Raw genomic sequence first — 14,424 nt, 5'->3', positions numbered from 1 at the left:
TAATAAAACATAGGCAATATATTCTTATCCAAACCCCATTTCTTCATGGGGTTTTTGCTATTCAACTTCTTTCAAACAATCCCGACAAACCTTTATCTCATCGCCATCAATCGTGTGGTCAATCTCAGTCGCACCGTGAAAGCTGAATAGGCATTTTAAAAATTGGAGCATGTGAATCTCCTGAATAGGGTGGCGGTAATCAATTTAAAAACCACTAGAAATTAATAGGAACCGCCAAAACGCAAAAAGCCCACATTTCTGTGAGCCTTTACGGTAACTACCAGTCTTTCCTGATTGTCATTTGCTTTCAAGTGGCTTGCGTATAGTTTTGCCACTATACAAAAAATATAGCTTAGCGACGGCTACGTGTCAATTCCTTTCTGTACTCATCTACATAAAAATCAATTTCTTCCATGAATCCTTCAAGGATATTTTCAGCCATATAGCTTAGGTACTTGTATCGCTTTCCGTAAGTATCAGCATTAACCTCCGTAATCCCAAAAAAATTAAGCTGACCTTGTGCTGTACGCTCACCTTTAAGTCGTGGTCGCAAGTTATAAAATACCGCCATTTTTGCCAATTTCAGACAAAATGCCTCAAGGTTGAACTTTTGGCGCTGCACCTTTTCCTCTGCTGCATAATGTAGAATTTTGGCAATGTAGCTGCACAGAATTTTAAACGCCTCTGTATTATCCCGATAATCACCCCACACCAATAATTCACAGTATGCTTTGCATGCTGGGCATTCGATTGAAGCAATTGCAGCACAGCGATCTTCCCATGACGGTCCTTTTTCACCAGTACCCTTTGGCTCCTCAGTGTAATCAATTGCTTTAAGCCCGATTTGAGTAAGCCATTCAAGATTTGTCATTTTTTCCGTTACTGCATTCATCCCTATTCCCCTAAAACCTTAATTGCTTGCTCTGCGGACTCGACCACCGCAACATGACCACGCCATTCCTGATGCCACTCGACCTGATCAGGCGTAAGCTTACGTGCTGACTTAACCTTGCCACCGTCTTTTACTTCGAGAAGCAGATTCTTGCCCCTAAAACCAACCAGTAAATCAGGCACACCCTTTCCAGTTGCAGCAAGTGATTGAACACTTGCCCCTACCTGACGTAACGCCTTTACAATTTCAGTTTGATTTGCATCAACCTTTGCGGCTCTACGCATTGTCACCTCGCATGGCTTCCAAAATCGCTTCAGGTGCACCAGATTGCTGATTATCAAACCACCACAAAAACATCCCGCAACAAATCGCATGAGCTAAATGATGCTCTCCAGTTTCAGGGTCTTTCTGCTCACCATGCCACCATGCGTCTATGTGACGTTGCATTGCATCGTAATATCGCACCTTAGCGTCAGGAACATGCTTCCAGTTGTTTTCCTGATACTTATTAGCTCCAAACTCCAAAACTCGAATTACAGCGTTTAGAGCGCCTTTTGGAAGCAGCGACATACGCGGCTTATTTTTGTCAAACTTTTGACCCTGCTCACTCATCCCTCAATCACCCTCGTCGTCGGCACAATATGATTGCGAATGTCTGATACATGGTCGGTTCTTTCGTGGTCTGCTATTGCTGCTCGTAATGTTTCTAAATCAACCCAAGTTGGATCAAAGTAAAGTGTTTGCCACTTACCTTCATGCCACTGCTCAACGAAATAACCAACCTGCCGAAAGTAGGCCTTGAACCCTAAACCCCATTTAACTGGAAAGTTAGATTCCGGTGCCCCATCCACAATTTCCCGCATTTGTTCGATTGTTAGGTTCATGCTGCCTGCTCCCGTTGTTCAATCGTTTTCATTGCTAACTTAATTTGCTCATAACGCTCTTTTGAGCATGGCCTAACCTGATTTGTAATCTGTGAGATAAAGCCATGCGCCACACCTATGTGCTTGCATAACTCGCCACCACGGCCTTTGCGAGCCTTGCACCATTCGCTAAGAACTTTAATCTCTGCAAGCGCTGCCTGATCCTCTTTTTGACGAGCACGCTTTTTATCTGTCTGCACAACAGAATTCGCCATCACTTGACGCATAGTCTTTTGAGATTTTGGTTTTGAGCCATTCCACCCTTTGCTGCATTCACCCGAAAAGCCTTGAGGTAATTGCTCAACAGCTCCACCATTTTTTAAGAAAGCCTCAAGGTCACTATCAAGTTGCTCACGTAGACTGCGCTTAGCTTCAAGTTGAGCATGGGTTATATTTCGACCTGCTTGCACGGATTCGATACGCTGTTGTAGTAATTCGTTCATGCTGCACCCCCTTTCTCATAATATGAACGAATTGCTTTTTTAGGTCTTTGCAAGCGTTGAGGCTTATATCGAATGTAGTAGCAGCTCTTGCATGCAGCTTCATAACAAGTGCTTTTAGTTCCATCTTTCTTCAGCTTCCCTGAGTATGTGAACCAAAATTCATCATCTAAAGGCCAATATTCACCACACTGAATACAGAGTTTTTCTCGACCTAATTCGGTTTCGATATATTTAGGTTTATTCACATCCACCCAATCCGTGGTTTTATTGTCATATTGATCTTTCACACCCCACCCCCTACTTGCTTATCCATAAAACGCACCGCATTCGGCAATGGCTTTTGCTCAGCCTGCAAAGTCGCCTTGTATTTTTCAAAATCATCAAAAGGGTCGATATGTGGCATCTCAAAAGACTCCCAAGGCTGAGGCTCTTTCACTTCCTCTGTCATCTTGTTTACATTTGGCTTAATTAAGTCTTTGATTTTTGCTAAAGCTTCTTGAGCTACAGTCTTATACTTCAATGCTTCACTCTGGATCTCAGCTTTGGTCTGCTTGTGTTCAAGTAAAGCCTTTGCTTCAGGTGCTGGTAAGAAACCATCAACCTCAGCTTGCTTGATAGCAGCAATCGCCTGATCTTTGTCTGTACCCAGCGAAGCTACATAAATCGGCTTTAAGCCCTGATCTTTGGCTTGAATCACAAGGCGGTCATACGCATCACAAAAGATTTTCTTGGCTTCGGCGCGTTGGTATTTATCACCAGTCTTAACCAAGTCTTCACAACGACTGAATGCTTGAGCCATTTGTTCAGTCCAGATCACTGTCAGCTCTTGACCATCAAAACCAATCGACTTTTCAGCAATCGCCCATGCTTCGTGTGAGCCGAGCCAGTCATCGGTCTTTGGTTCGCACCAAGAACGGAATTCAGGGATGGTTGGGCAGAAAGTTGAGCGCTGCATCCGCATATAACCGCGCTTAAAATCCTCTTGGCTCAACCCTTGCAGACATTCAACCATTGCATCCGCAATATCTGCAGCAGGAATATCACCCCACTGTTCAGCGTACTTCTTGCCATAAAACGCCTTCATCTTGTTCATCAGGCGAGCCGCGTGTTCAGTTGTAAAAATGCTCATTGCTCGCCCTCCCAAGTAACTGCAGCAAACACAGGATTCACATCAATGATTTCCTGCTGTTCAGATCCGATGCCATACTTTGCGAAAAATGCATCATGGTCATTCATGGTCTTACTGTTTTTTGCTGCAGACGACTGGTAGACGGTTGCTGCAGTCTGCTTAGTTTGCTTTGGCTCAAATAAGCCTTGGTAGTTTCCAGTGATTGAAGTTTTCAAAGACTCGTTGCTGCCATCAAATCCCCATTTCTGGAAATCTTTGTAAATCGCATTTAAGGCATTTTTGGTCAGCTTGGTTTTTGCTGTCATTGAGCGACTAGAAACGTATTGTTCCCAAAGAGAGAAATCACAGAGTTGCGCAAAGGTTGATGCAGTTAATTTAATAACTTCGTCATAAGATAATTTACGAGCCTTGTCTTTGCGCTCAGCTTCGGCTTTTGCTTTTTGTTGTTTTACAAAGATTGGGTAACCGTAAAAATTGGCTTCCAATGGTTTTTTTGAGCGAAGCGACTTAATTAATAATTCTATAGATAGAGTTCTATAAATTAATTCTATTGTGTCTACAGTTTTTGTAGTACCTAGCGCTACAGTTTTTGTAGTGGTGCACTCCAAATTTTGTAGTGCTACAGTTTTTGTAGTGGTACTACAGTTTTTGAAGTGGTCAGCTAGTGAGACCTCATTGATCTGGTACTCATTACCCTTTCGACTGTTCTCGCTAACCAGTGTAATAACGCCCAAATTAAGCAACTCTTTAAGGCCTTTGCGGACGGTCATGGCACTTATTTTTTTAGAGCCTTCGAGCTTCCCGCCTTGCAATTGAGAGTAGCTAACATGGTCAGTCACCTTGTCCTTAAAGCCATTAATGCGATCCTCAAGTTCTGCATAGACATTTTTCGCTGCATCACTTAAAAATGGACGAACCTCTTGGCGATATAATCGACTAGACATGACATAGCCTTTTTCAAACTTGTCAGCCATTTTTTTACCTTTGTTGAATTGGACAATGTTGTCCTCGTGTTTTTTGACTGCACTCATGCGGCTACTCCCTTCTCCAACCACTTCGCAATGCGAGTAATTAATTTTTGAGTGAGTTTTACCTGTGTGAATACCTTTTCACCCGATTCAGTTAAGCGAGGCGCGGAAGTCACAACATGCACAAGCTTCTGATCTATAGATTTTTGATAAGCTTGAATTTTTGAAAAGTTGTCGCGATATACGACTTTGTGGTCCAGTAGGTATTGCGTTAATTGGTTTTGACCAACCTTGAGAACTTTAGCGGCCTCACGAATCCCTAAAACATTGGTGCAGTCAGCAATGCGATCTAGGCCTTTTGCTTTTGGTTCGAGGATTGCTACTTTTTGAGTAAGCTCAATATTAAGCTTGGCTTGAACTTCAATTGCTTGGAGTAGATGTGCTGGGTTTGTGATGTCGAAAGGCTTTTGCTTTTCTTTTAAAATTGCCAATACATTCTTGCGAACACCTTTCGATTCGCGCATACCGATCAAAATGCATTGATCGATTGTTAATTCAAAAACAACTGACTCAGTATTGTTGAAATTTTGAACTACACTTTTAGTGTAGTTCTCTCCATCAAGTTCATCTTCAATTTTTTCATTGAACTTATTTAACCGAACTTGTGGTTCACCAAATTGAGCGCGAACCTGATTAATCAAATCAAGTAGGTCTTTGCTCAACATTTTTTGTTCAGAACTTCCGAACTGTGGTAAAATTGGCATGTTCATATTGACTAGACTCCTTATCGAACATCAGGCTCATCTGTTCCAGCAGATGGGCTTTCTTTTTGGTGTACCAAAGTGCCCAAAGTACACTTTGACCGATTACGCGCTCTTGCCATACGCTCGTACTTAGCATCTTCAGCAAGTAGAGCTTTCGCTATGACCTCACGCACCCAGTTACAAAAATCTTGCTCATTGGTTTCACTGGCAACAGCGATTGCATCAAGCATTTCATGTGTAAATTTAATGGTTTTCGGAACGGTGTATTTCCCGCCCAAATACCCTTTTTCGATTGCTTCTTTCAAATCATCGACTCCCATGTGTAATGCTCGTCCTTATGCGCATAGTTGTTTGCGATCAGCCTTTACTTTGCCTTTTGTTAAAAGCTCAAGGACTGCTTGGGTTTTTGGTGGAATGCCATCAATTTCCCAACCGTGAATTGTTGACCGACCACGATTAATTTCTTTTGCGAGTTGGGAGTTGTTTTTAACCCCGTAAAATTCTCGCAAGTCTTTAACTTGCATATTCAATTACCCGAACGAAATGAGTTCGACTTATTGAACCACTTGTTCGAGTAACTGTCAATAAAATTGTTCATAATTCCGAACACAATATGAGGGATTGATATGGAAAATTTTACGGATCGCCTAAACAGAAGAAGCTCGGAGTTAAATGTGAGCCAAGCTGATATTGTTCGCGCTACAGGTGCTGGGCGTGGCACGGTGTCAGGATGGTTTAATGGTGCGAACGCTCCAAGTGCAAAATATTTAGAATCTCTTGCGGTTGTTTTAAGAACATCTACAACTTGGTTGCTATCGGGTAAAGATAGCGACACAAATAGTCGCATTGACTCAAATATTGATATAAGTCCAATTGCAACAGTGGGTTATGCGCCAGTAATATCTTGGGTGCAGGCAGGTAGTTGGACTGATATGGAATCAATTAGTAATTTAGAAGAGTGTGAGAAACTCCCTCTGGTGCCAGGCGCAGGGAAACGAAGTTTTTATTTAAGTGTTCGCGGCTTGAGTAATGCCCCGTACTTTGAGGAAGGTGAGAAAATTTGCATCGACCCTGATTGGTGTTTAAGTGATATTCAAACAGGCGAAATGGTTGTGGTTAGCTGTGATGGTGAAGCTACATTTAAAGCATTAATTGTTGAATCTAATGGATATTATTTAAAGCCACTAAACCCAAACTGGAGTGAGCAAATAATTCCATTAAAAGATAACTGCACCCTTGTTGGTAAATATGTTGGGTCATTCAGACCAGCCAAAAAATTCAACCTATCAAATTAAAATAAAATTACTTTACAGCCCGCTTTAATGGCGGGTTTTATTTTGTCTACCAAAAGCCAAAAGTTCGTATAACCGAATTATTTTTTATATTTTCCGAACAAAAGTATTGACTTTATTGTTCGATTAACCGAACATAAGCCCCGTAAACACAAAAAAGCCCCGAACAATCTTGGCGGATGCGGGGCATGAACTACGGGGACTATTATGGATAGTAACAAGAAACAAATCAAGTTTGCTGGTGGTGCTATTGCACTTGCAGCATTCATTGTCGGTGCATTTTCAATATCACCTGCCTCCACAACCGCACCGATTGACGACAATCAAGTTGTCGTTACAGGTGAAGTAAAGCTTAAGCAAAAACTTAAATTTTGTGCTGAACAATGCCCTGTGCTAATCACTATCGGTGATTACGAAGTATTTGTTGAATATGGGCTTGATGGTGAGTCAATTCGCTATATGGAACCAATGAGCGTTTCCAAAGACGGTATCGAAGTAAATGCATACATCGATCAGGTAGATATTCAAAAAATTAACGCTGCGATTGTTGGGGGTGTGAAGTGATGGAAGATTTAACTTTGACTATCACCGCTCCAATCACTGAATGGTGTAGTGATTGCAACTACCAGGCAAGTAAAAGCCTAATTGGCTATTCGGGTAAGTGTCGTGAGTGTGGATCAAACCATATTTATAGCCATGTGAAAAAAGAAAAAGTGTTTTCTGTTCGGGTGTCACAAGGTCGATTTGCGATGTACTTAAGCGGTGCTTTAGCAGAGCCTCAGTATCGATACTCATTTACAAACACTCCTATTGGAGATATTCATGTTATTTCAGATGAGGATTATGACCATGGATGCCCTTTCCAAACTCTTGATGCGCTGATGTATGCGAATGATGTAAGCAGCTCAGGAAAAGCAAAAATTAAGGCTCTAGGTGATGCTGTTTTTGCTAATAGCGACTGGAAGGAAGATCAAGAACGCAAGATTGCAAACAATCGACGCCTTGAATTGGAGCGCGAGCTTTACACCCTAAATAGCCAATTTGGTTTTTATAAAAATAAAGCCGAGGTGCCAGCATGAACATCAAAACTAATACTTTAATCCTTGCCCCTGTCTTCCCTGATTTTGAAGTGGCAGAGGACATTGTTATTCACGACGACAAGGTTGAATTCACGCTCCAGTATCGCTTCGATTTTATCACTGATGCGTCAATCAAATGCAGTATGCCATTACTTGAATGCACACAAGGTTTTGCAGTTGGTGATTCAGATCCACAGAACTGTCATGAAATTGATATCCCTGCTTTTAAAGCAATTGAAAACACACTGGTAACTGTAATGAAAACTGATGCCGTAGCAACCAAAGAAGGCAATGAATTTATCTTACTTCCTGAGCAGTTGCGTGCGTTGAATGTGTTGATTGTGGATTGGTGTGAAGATCAATTTTTAAAGGAATCCGAACAGCAAGCTACTTATGTTGCGGAAGATATGGCAGAGGAGATTTACGGATGAATGCGAAATTAGAATTAGAAATCGCGGATCAAAACATTGTTGTATCTGCATTTCGCAAACCAGGCGGTACTGCTGAATTATTCGAGCGCATTGCTCAAGAAGCGCGTTCACATGTGCCTGATGTGACCACTAAAAAAGGACGAGATCAGATTGGCTCGCTCGCTCTAAAAATTAGTAAATCCAAGACATTTATTGAGAAGTGTGGCAAGGAATTGGTTGCTGATCAAAAAGCTAAAATCAAGTTAATTGATGATGATCGAATTGCTGTAGTTAAGAAATTTGACGATCTTCGCAATGAAATTTTAGCTCCCCGTGATGCATGGGAACAAGCTGAAAAAGATCGTGTGGTGAAGCATGAAGAAGCTGTTCAATTTATTAAAGATCACACACCTGCAGCTGATGCTACTTCGTTAAAGTTAAAAGGCGATATTGAGTTTTTAGAAAACCTTGAGATTGGTTCGCAGTATGAGGAATACGAAGAACAAGCCAAGCTTACCAAATTTGAAACACTTGAAGCCCTGCGCAAAGCGTTAGCCGACCGTGAAAAATACGAAGCTGAACAGGCTGAACTAGAGCGTTTACGTCAAGCTGAACAGGCTCGTTTACAGTGTGAACATGAAGAGCGTATTGCTCGCGAAGCTGCTGAAAAAGCTACTCGTGAAGCAGAAGAAAAAGCACGTTTTGAAGCTGAGCGTGTTCAGCGTGAAAAGCTTGAAGCGGAACAGCGTGAAGCTCGATTAAAAGCGGAAAAAGAAGCCGCTCTTTTACGCGAAGAGCAGTTAAAACAGCAAGCCATTGAGCGTGAAAAACAAGCTGAAATTGACCGTCAAAATGCGATTGAGGCTGAACGTAAACGCATTGAAGCAGAACAATTTGCCCAAGCTGAGGCTGCACGTAAAGCGGAAGAGGCTCGATTGGCTGATGTTGAGCACAGAAAGCAAATCTGTGGCGAAGCGCTTAAAGGCTTGACTGATCTTGGTGTGAGTGTTGAGCAAGGTAAAGCCATTCTGAACGCAATCAATAAAGGCTTAGTTCCTCACGTATCGATCAAATTTTAAGGAATAAGAATATGAATGCAGTAGCTCAAACAAATCCAGTATTGCCAGTAAATTCACAAACTTCAAACCTTGTGCTTGATCCAGTGGCGATGCAAAACATGGTGTCTTTTGCGGACTTTATGAGTAAAGCAACTATCACTGTGCCAAAACATTTACAGGGACAACCTGGTGATTGTCTAGCGGTAACCATGCAAGCTATGCAGTGGGATATGAATCCTTTTGCAGTGGCTCAAAAAACCCATATTGTGAACGGAAATCTCGGTTATGAAGCTCAGTTAATTAATGCGGTCATTATCTCTAAGGGACCTATTGTTGGTCGTCCTGATTACGAATGGTATGGCGACTGGTCGAAGGTAGATGGTAAGACTTGCAAGGCTCATGACATCGGCGTCCGCACATGGGTAACTATTAAGGGTGACTCAAATCCACGTGTACTTGATGTGTCATTTGCTCAGGTTGGGAGTGTTCGCAACTCACCTTTATGGGTGAATGACCCAAAGCAACAAATTGCATATTTAGCAACTAAAAAGTTGGCACGCCTTCACTTCCCTGATGTGATTTTGGGTGTTTATTCAGAGGATGAATTGCAAGATTGCGCGCCAATGATGGATGTAAGTCCTGCTGAAAACAATGCTGAATATTTGAAATTTGAAGCAGACCACTTGCCGCATTTTCAAAATGAGGCTCAGTATGGTTCAGAAAGATTACAGTCTGCATATATGGGTTTGTTAAAAGGTGAATATAAGCGCATCTTTTGGACCACTCACTCAGCAAGCTTAAAGCAAATCGCTGAACTAGCTGATCAAGCTTTAGCACGCCAAGGAGAAACTTATGACCATTCTCCAGCGTAGTGAAGGTTGGTTTGCAGATCGCTGCGGCAAAGTGACTGCAAGCCGCATTAAAGATATCGGTGCAAAACCAGTTAAAGGCAAGAAATACAACGCCCTAACATTAACAATTCTTTCTGAGCGCATTACTGGCGTTCAGGAGGAAACTCCAACATCAAAAGCAATGCAATGGGGTATTGATCAGGAAGAAAATGCGATTGCCGCTTATGAAAATGAGACGGGTAATTTTGTTAAAGGCACAGCGTTAATTGATCATCCAGTCATTAAATTAAGCGGTGCATCGCCTGATGGATTAATCAATTTAGATGGTCAAATTGAGGTTAAGTGCCCTGCTACAACAACTCATTTGAACACACTACTCACCAAAGAAGTGCCTGCTGAATACATTCCACAGATTACTTGGCAATTGGCGTGTACTCGTCGCAAATGGTGTGACTTTATTAGCTTTGACCCTCGCCTGCCTGAGCATCTGCAAATTGTGATTATTCGGGTATTTGCAAAAGATTTAGACATCGCAGGAGTTGAGCAAGCAGTCATTAATTTCAACATTGTCGTCGATAAAGCAATGACTGAGTTGAATGCAGAGTATGAGGTGGCAGCATGATCTTCCGCATCAAAAATAAACATGCCGACGGCTTCAAAATTTGGTTAGAGAAGCTCGGTTATGTGAAGAAAGTCCTTGCAGATGGTAGTTGCACTTTTAGTGGAAAAGGCACACGTAAGGCTTTGAGCTATGTATTTGTAAAGAATGATTTAACGGGCAATGCGGCATGCCAAGTGTTATTTGATGAATATGAAATGCACTTGCGCAGCCCTGCTATATCAGATGAGGCGAATGAAAATTTAGCGCGTGTCGTGGCTAATCAAATAATGAAGGTGGCGTGATGAGCACATTAAAAGATTTAAACAAGCATCTGTTTGATCAGTTGGGTCGTTTAGCTAAGGCTGACAAAGATGAGCTTGAAACTGAGGTCAAACGTGCTCAAACAATTCAAGGCATTAGTGCTGAGATTATCAAGGCACACGCCACTCAGTTGGATGCGGTTAGGTTGGTCGCTCAACACAAAGGCTTAAATCAGGATCAGCAAGCACCACGCATTGCGCTTGGCGATATGGATGTCGAGGTTTAAATGAAAGTTAAATACACACCTGAAATGGATGCTTTTTTGATTAAGCACACAACTATGCCTCGCAAGGAATTAACCGAGCTTTTTAATGCTGAGTTTGGTGTGAGTGTCAATGTGGATCAGATTAAGGCTCACTGCCTCAGGATTGGTGCTAAAACTGGCCGTACTGGTCGCTTGGAAAAGGGCCATGTTACTTGGAATAAAGGCATGAAAGGCTATAAACCAAGTCCAGAAACATTGTGGAAAAAAGGCAATATTCCTCACACTTCAGCACCAGTTGGTTATGAGTACATCACTAAAGATGGCTACATCGAGCGCAAGTTTGAGGGTGAGCGTCAAATGAAGCTCAAGCATAAGTACCTATGGGAGAAAGCCAATGGTCCGATTCCTAAAGGTCATGCGCTGATCTTTAAAAACGGCATTAAAACCGATTGTCGCTTGGATAACTTAATGTTGGTGAGCCGTGCGGAATTGCTTGCAATGAACCGTGAATTTAAAGAATTGCAGCGACCTGAAACAAAGGAAACCGTTGCGCTTTTAGCAAAACTTTATGTGCAAAGTCAGAATATTGGAAAGGTGGCGTGATGGATATTCATAAAGAAAGAGAAGCGTTTGAAAAACATGCCAGTAAATTTTTTACTGATTCTAAAGAAGCTTTCAAAACTAATGGTGATCAGTATTTGTATGATGAAGTTATCTGGATGTGGGATTGTTGGATAGAAAGAGCCAAAGCGAACACGGTGCCGGAAGTGGCACAACGTCAAGGTGGTTATTACATCCGCGACTTACGCAGTCAACCAGGTAACTGTATGAAGTTCTGGTATCAAGCAGGCTATGGCACGAAACATAAAAACTTTTTTTGGTGTGCGACGCTAGAAGAAGCAAAAGAATACAAGGATGGCTGTGACTGGTTTGAAATTTGGCATGCACCTTATATTGATTCGCTTGTTGAATACACTGTTGATTTTCAATTAGCAGATCGAGGTGTTGGTTTAGTTGATTTAAAAGCACAGGAGCCAGCCAATGACTAGTACCTACAAAATTGGCGATACCATCACTGCTAAATTTACCCCTGCTTTTCAGGATGAAGTTGTTGTTACTGGTGTGATACGTGAATTCAAAGGCAGTATGATTTGCTGCAATCAAGTTGACACAAATGCGCCTTTCTTCTGTCTTGTTGAAGAGATTGTTCAGGAGCCAGCCAATGACTGAAATTCAATTAACCAATGTGCAGTTCGCCCAACTCCAGATCGACAACCTTGTGGCCAAAGACAAGCCCTACTTTGAAAATTGGGATGCACAAGAAATTGGACTGTTTAATGCGATTGTGAATGCAGTCGATTACGACAATGAGTTTACTTTCAATATGCGTGGTTGGTCACGTCAGCGTGTAGTAAATGGCACAGGCGGAATGATCGAAGTAAATGAAATGAACGCGGATGAGCTTTACCACTTGTTTAGTTGTTATTTGAGTGGGTTGCCTAGAAATGTGATGGAAAGTTTGAAGGAGGTGTCTTGATGGAAATTGATCGTCGAGTCAGAGCAAAGGAATTTATGGACCTTATGTCGATTGGTCGAGAAAAGTTTTACTCGCTTATAAATTCAGGAGACATTCAACAACCAATCCGTGTTACTGATAGAGATGTTTTCTGGTATGCATCTTATGTAAAAAATAAGGTCGAAGAATATAAGCCGCAAACCTGATACAATAGCCCACATATTCGTGGGCTTTGTTTTTATTATTGGGCCTAACTCTCTTAAAACGGGTAATTAAACGGGTAACTTTCAAACCCTATTTTATTTACTCTTTATATTTTAGATATTTAGTATGAAAATTGTCATCTTAAACAAGCCATATGACGTGCTCTCCCAATTCCGTAAAGACGAAGCGCATATGACCATATCTGACTTCGTGGACGATCCTAGTCTACGTATTGCAGGTCGTTTAGATATGGACTCTGAAGGTTTGGTATTTTTAACTGATCATGGTGGTTTAAATCAGTACATTACCAACCCTGAAAATAAAAAGTTCAAAACCTACTTAGTGCAAGTCGATGGTGACATCACAGAAGAAGCACTTGAGCAATTACGTAAAGGCGTTGAGCTGAAAGATGGTATGACTTTGCCAGCCAAAGCCCTCAAAGTACAACAACCAGAATGGTTATGGGAACGTGATCCTCCTGTACGTTTCCGTGCAAACATTCCAACCTCTTGGGTTGAAATCCAAATTTGTGAAGGCCGTAACCGCCAAGTTCGTCGTATGACTTCAGCAGTGGGTTTCCCAACTTTACGTTTAATTCGTACACGTATTGGTGCAATTGATTTAGTTCAATTGGCTTTAGAGCCAGGTGAAACCAAAGAAATTGAACCTTTACTTTACCCTGACTTTCAAAATGTACCTGCTGAAGAACCTTACCGTTCACGCTCTTATGTGAAAAAACCAGGCGGTATAGGTGGTAAGCCAATGGTTCGTAAGAATAAAGATGGCTCAGTGAAAAAGTCTGGTACAAAACGTATCTGGCAAATGGATGAGAGCGAAAAACCTAAACGCCGTACCAATGGTACAACTCGTCCGAATACCAAAGCTCCACGTGGCCGCGGTCGTAATGGGCGTTGATATTATTTCTTAAAAATCAGTTTGAAAAAAAGCTTACGCCAGTGAGCTTTTTTTTCAATAAATATGTATCTTTGAAGCATAATTTATACAACTTTACTTGCTACTAACGAATCTCTCAGTGATGGCTTTAATACTTGAACCTCACCTGTTTCATGTCTTAATATTCTATATGAATAAATATTTTCAGTTTCTAATCCGTAAATATTCTGAAATCTCATCTTAAATTTAAAATCCAAATCATTGATTTTTGCTGATAAAAAATCATTAGTATAAGTGTCATTCAAACAATCTAGCCTTAATTTAAATTCAATAGACTCATCAACTAATATTTTCATTTCACGCTGATAAATTGTGTCATCCAAAGTCATTAATAAAACAATTCTTGATTCATTAATTCTCGAATAAACACTAAAAATTAATGAGCATAACTTTTCAGGCTTATTAGTTAATAGATCTCTAATATCAACAATTTCTAATTTTGGAGTGCATAATTCTAAGTAAGGTTGGCATGAATTATGATTCATTCTCAATTGTTCTGACTGTAGCTGAGCAAGATACCCTTGCTGTTTAACGCTCTCCTTCATCTCATCAATTTGCAATTGAAGCGCTCTTTCTTGCTGTTCCAAAGCTTTGGTATTTTGATCCAACTGTTTACCTTGTTGTATATACCCCATAATCAGCCAAAAGAATGCAATTGGCGCAAAAATGCCTGCAAGAGCATCTCCTTGATGTGTGCTTAAAAAACAGGAGGGTTTAACTTGGTAAACTATACATACTCATTAGGAGTTTACCATGAGCAAGAAACAGAAGACTTACACCGCAGAATTTAAAGCTGAAGCCATAAAAGCCATTG

At 41.2% G+C, this 14,424-nt stretch carries 26 protein-coding genes and 1 pseudogene; 15 read left to right on the top strand and 12 right to left on the bottom strand.

From position 1 onward, the window contains the following. Positions 1-352: 352 nt before the first annotated feature. Genes FTU16_RS15930 through FTU16_RS15880 form a run of 11 tightly spaced genes read right to left on the bottom strand, consistent with a single transcriptional unit; the run spans position 353 to position 5,643 of the window. Positions 353-892: a hypothetical protein gene (locus tag FTU16_RS15930; protein WP_180163678.1), complete on the bottom strand. Its 540-nt coding sequence runs from the start codon at positions 890-892 to the stop codon at positions 353-355. 2 nt (positions 893-894) lie between these two features. After that, a complete protein-coding gene (locus FTU16_RS15925) occupies positions 895-1,176 on the bottom strand; it encodes a hypothetical protein (protein WP_180163677.1) in 282 nt (93 codons plus the stop codon). After that, on the bottom strand, positions 1,169-1,504 hold the full coding sequence (locus tag FTU16_RS15920) for a dATP/dGTP diphosphohydrolase domain-containing protein (protein WP_180163676.1): 336 nt from the start codon (positions 1,502-1,504) through the stop codon (positions 1,169-1,171). The genes FTU16_RS15925 and FTU16_RS15920 overlap by 8 nt, the downstream gene beginning before the upstream one ends. Then, on the bottom strand, positions 1,501-1,776 hold the full coding sequence (locus FTU16_RS15915) for a hypothetical protein (RefSeq protein ID WP_180163675.1): 276 nt from the start codon (positions 1,774-1,776) through the stop codon (positions 1,501-1,503). Before FTU16_RS15915 ends, FTU16_RS15920 begins: the two co-directional genes overlap by 4 nt. Then, positions 1,773-2,258: a hypothetical protein gene (locus tag FTU16_RS16595; protein ID WP_257227161.1), complete on the bottom strand. Its 486-nt coding sequence runs from the start codon at positions 2,256-2,258 to the stop codon at positions 1,773-1,775. Before FTU16_RS16595 ends, FTU16_RS15915 begins: the two co-directional genes overlap by 4 nt. Continuing rightward, positions 2,255-2,545, bottom strand: a complete 291-nt coding sequence (locus tag FTU16_RS15905) for a hypothetical protein (RefSeq protein WP_306670352.1) — start codon at positions 2,543-2,545, stop codon at positions 2,255-2,257. Before FTU16_RS15905 ends, FTU16_RS16595 begins: the two co-directional genes overlap by 4 nt. After that, positions 2,542-3,387 carry a hypothetical protein gene (locus FTU16_RS15900; protein WP_180163674.1) on the bottom strand — a complete coding sequence of 282 codons (846 nt, stop codon included), beginning with the start codon at positions 3,385-3,387 and terminating at the stop codon, positions 2,542-2,544. Before FTU16_RS15900 ends, FTU16_RS15905 begins: the two co-directional genes overlap by 4 nt. Next, positions 3,384-4,418, bottom strand: a complete 1,035-nt coding sequence (locus FTU16_RS15895; protein WP_257227160.1) for a hypothetical protein — start codon at positions 4,416-4,418, stop codon at positions 3,384-3,386. The genes FTU16_RS15900 and FTU16_RS15895 overlap by 4 nt, the downstream gene beginning before the upstream one ends. Beyond that, a complete protein-coding gene (locus FTU16_RS15890) occupies positions 4,415-5,125 on the bottom strand; it encodes a phage antirepressor KilAC domain-containing protein (RefSeq protein WP_180163673.1) in 711 nt (236 codons plus the stop codon). The genes FTU16_RS15895 and FTU16_RS15890 overlap by 4 nt, the downstream gene beginning before the upstream one ends. 14 nt (positions 5,126-5,139) lie before the next feature. After that, the gene (locus FTU16_RS15885; RefSeq protein WP_180163672.1) at positions 5,140-5,439 is read right to left on the bottom strand and encodes a hypothetical protein; all 300 of its coding nucleotides are present in this window, start codon (positions 5,437-5,439) and stop codon (positions 5,140-5,142) included. A gap of 15 nt (positions 5,440-5,454) precedes the next feature. Further along, on the bottom strand, positions 5,455-5,643 hold the full coding sequence (locus FTU16_RS15880; protein ID WP_168377597.1) for a hypothetical protein: 189 nt from the start codon (positions 5,641-5,643) through the stop codon (positions 5,455-5,457). 102 nt (positions 5,644-5,745) lie between these two features. Here FTU16_RS15880 and FTU16_RS15875 point away from each other — a divergent pair, with 102 nt between their 5' ends. From FTU16_RS15875 to FTU16_RS15805, 15 genes are all read left to right on the top strand, one after another. Beyond that, positions 5,746-6,414 (top strand): LexA family transcriptional regulator, encoded by a 669-nt coding sequence (locus FTU16_RS15875; protein ID WP_180163671.1) that lies wholly within the window; start codon positions 5,746-5,748, stop codon positions 6,412-6,414. Between the two features lie 204 nt (positions 6,415-6,618). Beyond that, positions 6,619-6,975, top strand: coding sequence for a hypothetical protein (locus FTU16_RS15870; protein WP_180163670.1), 357 nt, complete (start codon positions 6,619-6,621; stop codon positions 6,973-6,975). After that, positions 6,975-7,490, top strand: a complete 516-nt coding sequence (locus FTU16_RS15865) for a hypothetical protein (RefSeq protein WP_180163669.1) — start codon at positions 6,975-6,977, stop codon at positions 7,488-7,490. Before FTU16_RS15870 ends, FTU16_RS15865 begins: the two co-directional genes overlap by 1 nt. Then, positions 7,487-7,921, top strand: coding sequence for a hypothetical protein (locus tag FTU16_RS15860; protein ID WP_180163668.1), 435 nt, complete (start codon positions 7,487-7,489; stop codon positions 7,919-7,921). Before FTU16_RS15865 ends, FTU16_RS15860 begins: the two co-directional genes overlap by 4 nt. After that, complete coding sequence (locus tag FTU16_RS15855; RefSeq protein ID WP_180163667.1) at positions 7,918-8,979, top strand: hypothetical protein; 1,062 nt, start codon at positions 7,918-7,920, stop codon at positions 8,977-8,979. Before FTU16_RS15860 ends, FTU16_RS15855 begins: the two co-directional genes overlap by 4 nt. 11 nt (positions 8,980-8,990) lie before the next feature. Then, entirely contained in the window at positions 8,991-9,830 is an 840-nt protein-coding gene (locus tag FTU16_RS15850) for a RecT family recombinase (RefSeq protein ID WP_218955668.1), read from the top strand. Beyond that, complete coding sequence (locus FTU16_RS15845; RefSeq protein WP_180163666.1) at positions 9,811-10,431, top strand: lambda exonuclease family protein; 621 nt, start codon at positions 9,811-9,813, stop codon at positions 10,429-10,431. The genes FTU16_RS15850 and FTU16_RS15845 overlap by 20 nt, the downstream gene beginning before the upstream one ends. Then, positions 10,428-10,712: a hypothetical protein gene (locus FTU16_RS15840; RefSeq protein WP_257227159.1), complete on the top strand. Its 285-nt coding sequence runs from the start codon at positions 10,428-10,430 to the stop codon at positions 10,710-10,712. Before FTU16_RS15845 ends, FTU16_RS15840 begins: the two co-directional genes overlap by 4 nt. After that, positions 10,712-10,957, top strand: a complete 246-nt coding sequence (locus FTU16_RS15835) for a hypothetical protein (RefSeq protein WP_180163665.1) — start codon at positions 10,712-10,714, stop codon at positions 10,955-10,957. Before FTU16_RS15840 ends, FTU16_RS15835 begins: the two co-directional genes overlap by 1 nt. Further along, the gene (locus tag FTU16_RS15830; RefSeq protein ID WP_180163664.1) at positions 10,958-11,539 is read left to right on the top strand and encodes an HNH endonuclease signature motif containing protein; all 582 of its coding nucleotides are present in this window, start codon (positions 10,958-10,960) and stop codon (positions 11,537-11,539) included. Further along, positions 11,539-11,985, top strand: a complete 447-nt coding sequence (locus FTU16_RS15825; RefSeq protein ID WP_180163663.1) for a hypothetical protein — start codon at positions 11,539-11,541, stop codon at positions 11,983-11,985. The genes FTU16_RS15830 and FTU16_RS15825 overlap by 1 nt, the downstream gene beginning before the upstream one ends. Continuing rightward, complete coding sequence (locus FTU16_RS15820; RefSeq protein ID WP_180162924.1) at positions 11,978-12,166, top strand: hypothetical protein; 189 nt, start codon at positions 11,978-11,980, stop codon at positions 12,164-12,166. Before FTU16_RS15825 ends, FTU16_RS15820 begins: the two co-directional genes overlap by 8 nt. After that, positions 12,159-12,473, top strand: a complete 315-nt coding sequence (locus tag FTU16_RS15815) for a hypothetical protein (protein WP_180163662.1) — start codon at positions 12,159-12,161, stop codon at positions 12,471-12,473. Before FTU16_RS15820 ends, FTU16_RS15815 begins: the two co-directional genes overlap by 8 nt. Further along, on the top strand, positions 12,473-12,658 hold the full coding sequence (locus FTU16_RS15810; RefSeq protein WP_180122618.1) for an AlpA family transcriptional regulator: 186 nt from the start codon (positions 12,473-12,475) through the stop codon (positions 12,656-12,658). Before FTU16_RS15815 ends, FTU16_RS15810 begins: the two co-directional genes overlap by 1 nt. Before the next feature lie 124 nt (positions 12,659-12,782). Further along, positions 12,783-13,571: an rRNA large subunit pseudouridine synthase E gene (locus tag FTU16_RS15805; protein ID WP_180163661.1), complete on the top strand. Its 789-nt coding sequence runs from the start codon at positions 12,783-12,785 to the stop codon at positions 13,569-13,571. A 526-nt stretch (positions 13,572-14,097) separates the two neighbouring features. Here the strand turns inward: FTU16_RS15805 and FTU16_RS16655 are convergent. Then, positions 14,098-14,296 (bottom strand): annotated as a pseudogene (locus FTU16_RS16655) (hypothetical protein); the annotation flags it as partial. Between the last annotated feature and the right edge of the window lie 128 nt (positions 14,297-14,424).

Source organism: Acinetobacter sp. YH12069, from assembly GCF_013419675.1.
GTDB lineage: Bacteria > Pseudomonadota > Gammaproteobacteria > Pseudomonadales > Moraxellaceae > Acinetobacter > Acinetobacter amyesii.
Note: the sequence above shows the minus strand (reverse complement) of the source record. Positions and strands in the feature narration are given on the sequence as shown.

Excerpts from the sequence above, each read along its gene's own strand:
- FTU16_RS15930 (WP_180163678.1), bottom strand. The coding sequence starts at position 892 with ATGAATGCAGTAACGGAAAAAATGACAAATCTTGAATGGCTTACTCAA.
- FTU16_RS15925 (WP_180163677.1), bottom strand. The coding sequence starts at position 1,176 with ATGCGTAGAGCCGCAAAGGTTGATGCAAATCAAACTGAAATTGTAAAG.
- FTU16_RS15920 (WP_180163676.1), bottom strand. The coding sequence starts at position 1,504 with ATGAGTGAGCAGGGTCAAAAGTTTGACAAAAATAAGCCGCGTATGTCG.
- FTU16_RS15915 (WP_180163675.1), bottom strand. The coding sequence starts at position 1,776 with ATGAACCTAACAATCGAACAAATGCGGGAAATTGTGGATGGGGCACCG.
- FTU16_RS16595 (WP_257227161.1), bottom strand. The coding sequence starts at position 2,258 with ATGAACGAATTACTACAACAGCGTATCGAATCCGTGCAAGCAGGTCGA.
- FTU16_RS15900 (WP_180163674.1), bottom strand. The coding sequence starts at position 3,387 with ATGAGCATTTTTACAACTGAACACGCGGCTCGCCTGATGAACAAGATG.
- FTU16_RS15895 (WP_257227160.1), bottom strand. The coding sequence starts at position 4,418 with ATGAGTGCAGTCAAAAAACACGAGGACAACATTGTCCAATTCAACAAA.
- FTU16_RS15890 (WP_180163673.1), bottom strand. The coding sequence starts at position 5,125 with ATGAACATGCCAATTTTACCACAGTTCGGAAGTTCTGAACAAAAAATG.
- FTU16_RS15885 (WP_180163672.1), bottom strand. The coding sequence starts at position 5,439 with ATGGGAGTCGATGATTTGAAAGAAGCAATCGAAAAAGGGTATTTGGGC.
- FTU16_RS15880 (WP_168377597.1), bottom strand. The coding sequence starts at position 5,643 with ATGCAAGTTAAAGACTTGCGAGAATTTTACGGGGTTAAAAACAACTCC.
- FTU16_RS15875 (WP_180163671.1), top strand. The coding sequence starts at position 5,746 with ATGGAAAATTTTACGGATCGCCTAAACAGAAGAAGCTCGGAGTTAAAT.
- FTU16_RS15870 (WP_180163670.1), top strand. The coding sequence starts at position 6,619 with ATGGATAGTAACAAGAAACAAATCAAGTTTGCTGGTGGTGCTATTGCA.
- FTU16_RS15865 (WP_180163669.1), top strand. The coding sequence starts at position 6,975 with ATGGAAGATTTAACTTTGACTATCACCGCTCCAATCACTGAATGGTGT.
- FTU16_RS15860 (WP_180163668.1), top strand. The coding sequence starts at position 7,487 with ATGAACATCAAAACTAATACTTTAATCCTTGCCCCTGTCTTCCCTGAT.
- FTU16_RS15855 (WP_180163667.1), top strand. The coding sequence starts at position 7,918 with ATGAATGCGAAATTAGAATTAGAAATCGCGGATCAAAACATTGTTGTA.
- FTU16_RS15850 (WP_218955668.1), top strand. The coding sequence starts at position 8,991 with ATGAATGCAGTAGCTCAAACAAATCCAGTATTGCCAGTAAATTCACAA.
- FTU16_RS15845 (WP_180163666.1), top strand. The coding sequence starts at position 9,811 with ATGACCATTCTCCAGCGTAGTGAAGGTTGGTTTGCAGATCGCTGCGGC.
- FTU16_RS15840 (WP_257227159.1), top strand. The coding sequence starts at position 10,428 with ATGATCTTCCGCATCAAAAATAAACATGCCGACGGCTTCAAAATTTGG.
- FTU16_RS15835 (WP_180163665.1), top strand. The coding sequence starts at position 10,712 with ATGAGCACATTAAAAGATTTAAACAAGCATCTGTTTGATCAGTTGGGT.
- FTU16_RS15830 (WP_180163664.1), top strand. The coding sequence starts at position 10,958 with ATGAAAGTTAAATACACACCTGAAATGGATGCTTTTTTGATTAAGCAC.
- FTU16_RS15825 (WP_180163663.1), top strand. The coding sequence starts at position 11,539 with ATGGATATTCATAAAGAAAGAGAAGCGTTTGAAAAACATGCCAGTAAA.
- FTU16_RS15820 (WP_180162924.1), top strand. The coding sequence starts at position 11,978 with ATGACTAGTACCTACAAAATTGGCGATACCATCACTGCTAAATTTACC.
- FTU16_RS15815 (WP_180163662.1), top strand. The coding sequence starts at position 12,159 with ATGACTGAAATTCAATTAACCAATGTGCAGTTCGCCCAACTCCAGATC.
- FTU16_RS15810 (WP_180122618.1), top strand. The coding sequence starts at position 12,473 with ATGGAAATTGATCGTCGAGTCAGAGCAAAGGAATTTATGGACCTTATG.
- FTU16_RS15805 (WP_180163661.1), top strand. The coding sequence starts at position 12,783 with ATGAAAATTGTCATCTTAAACAAGCCATATGACGTGCTCTCCCAATTC.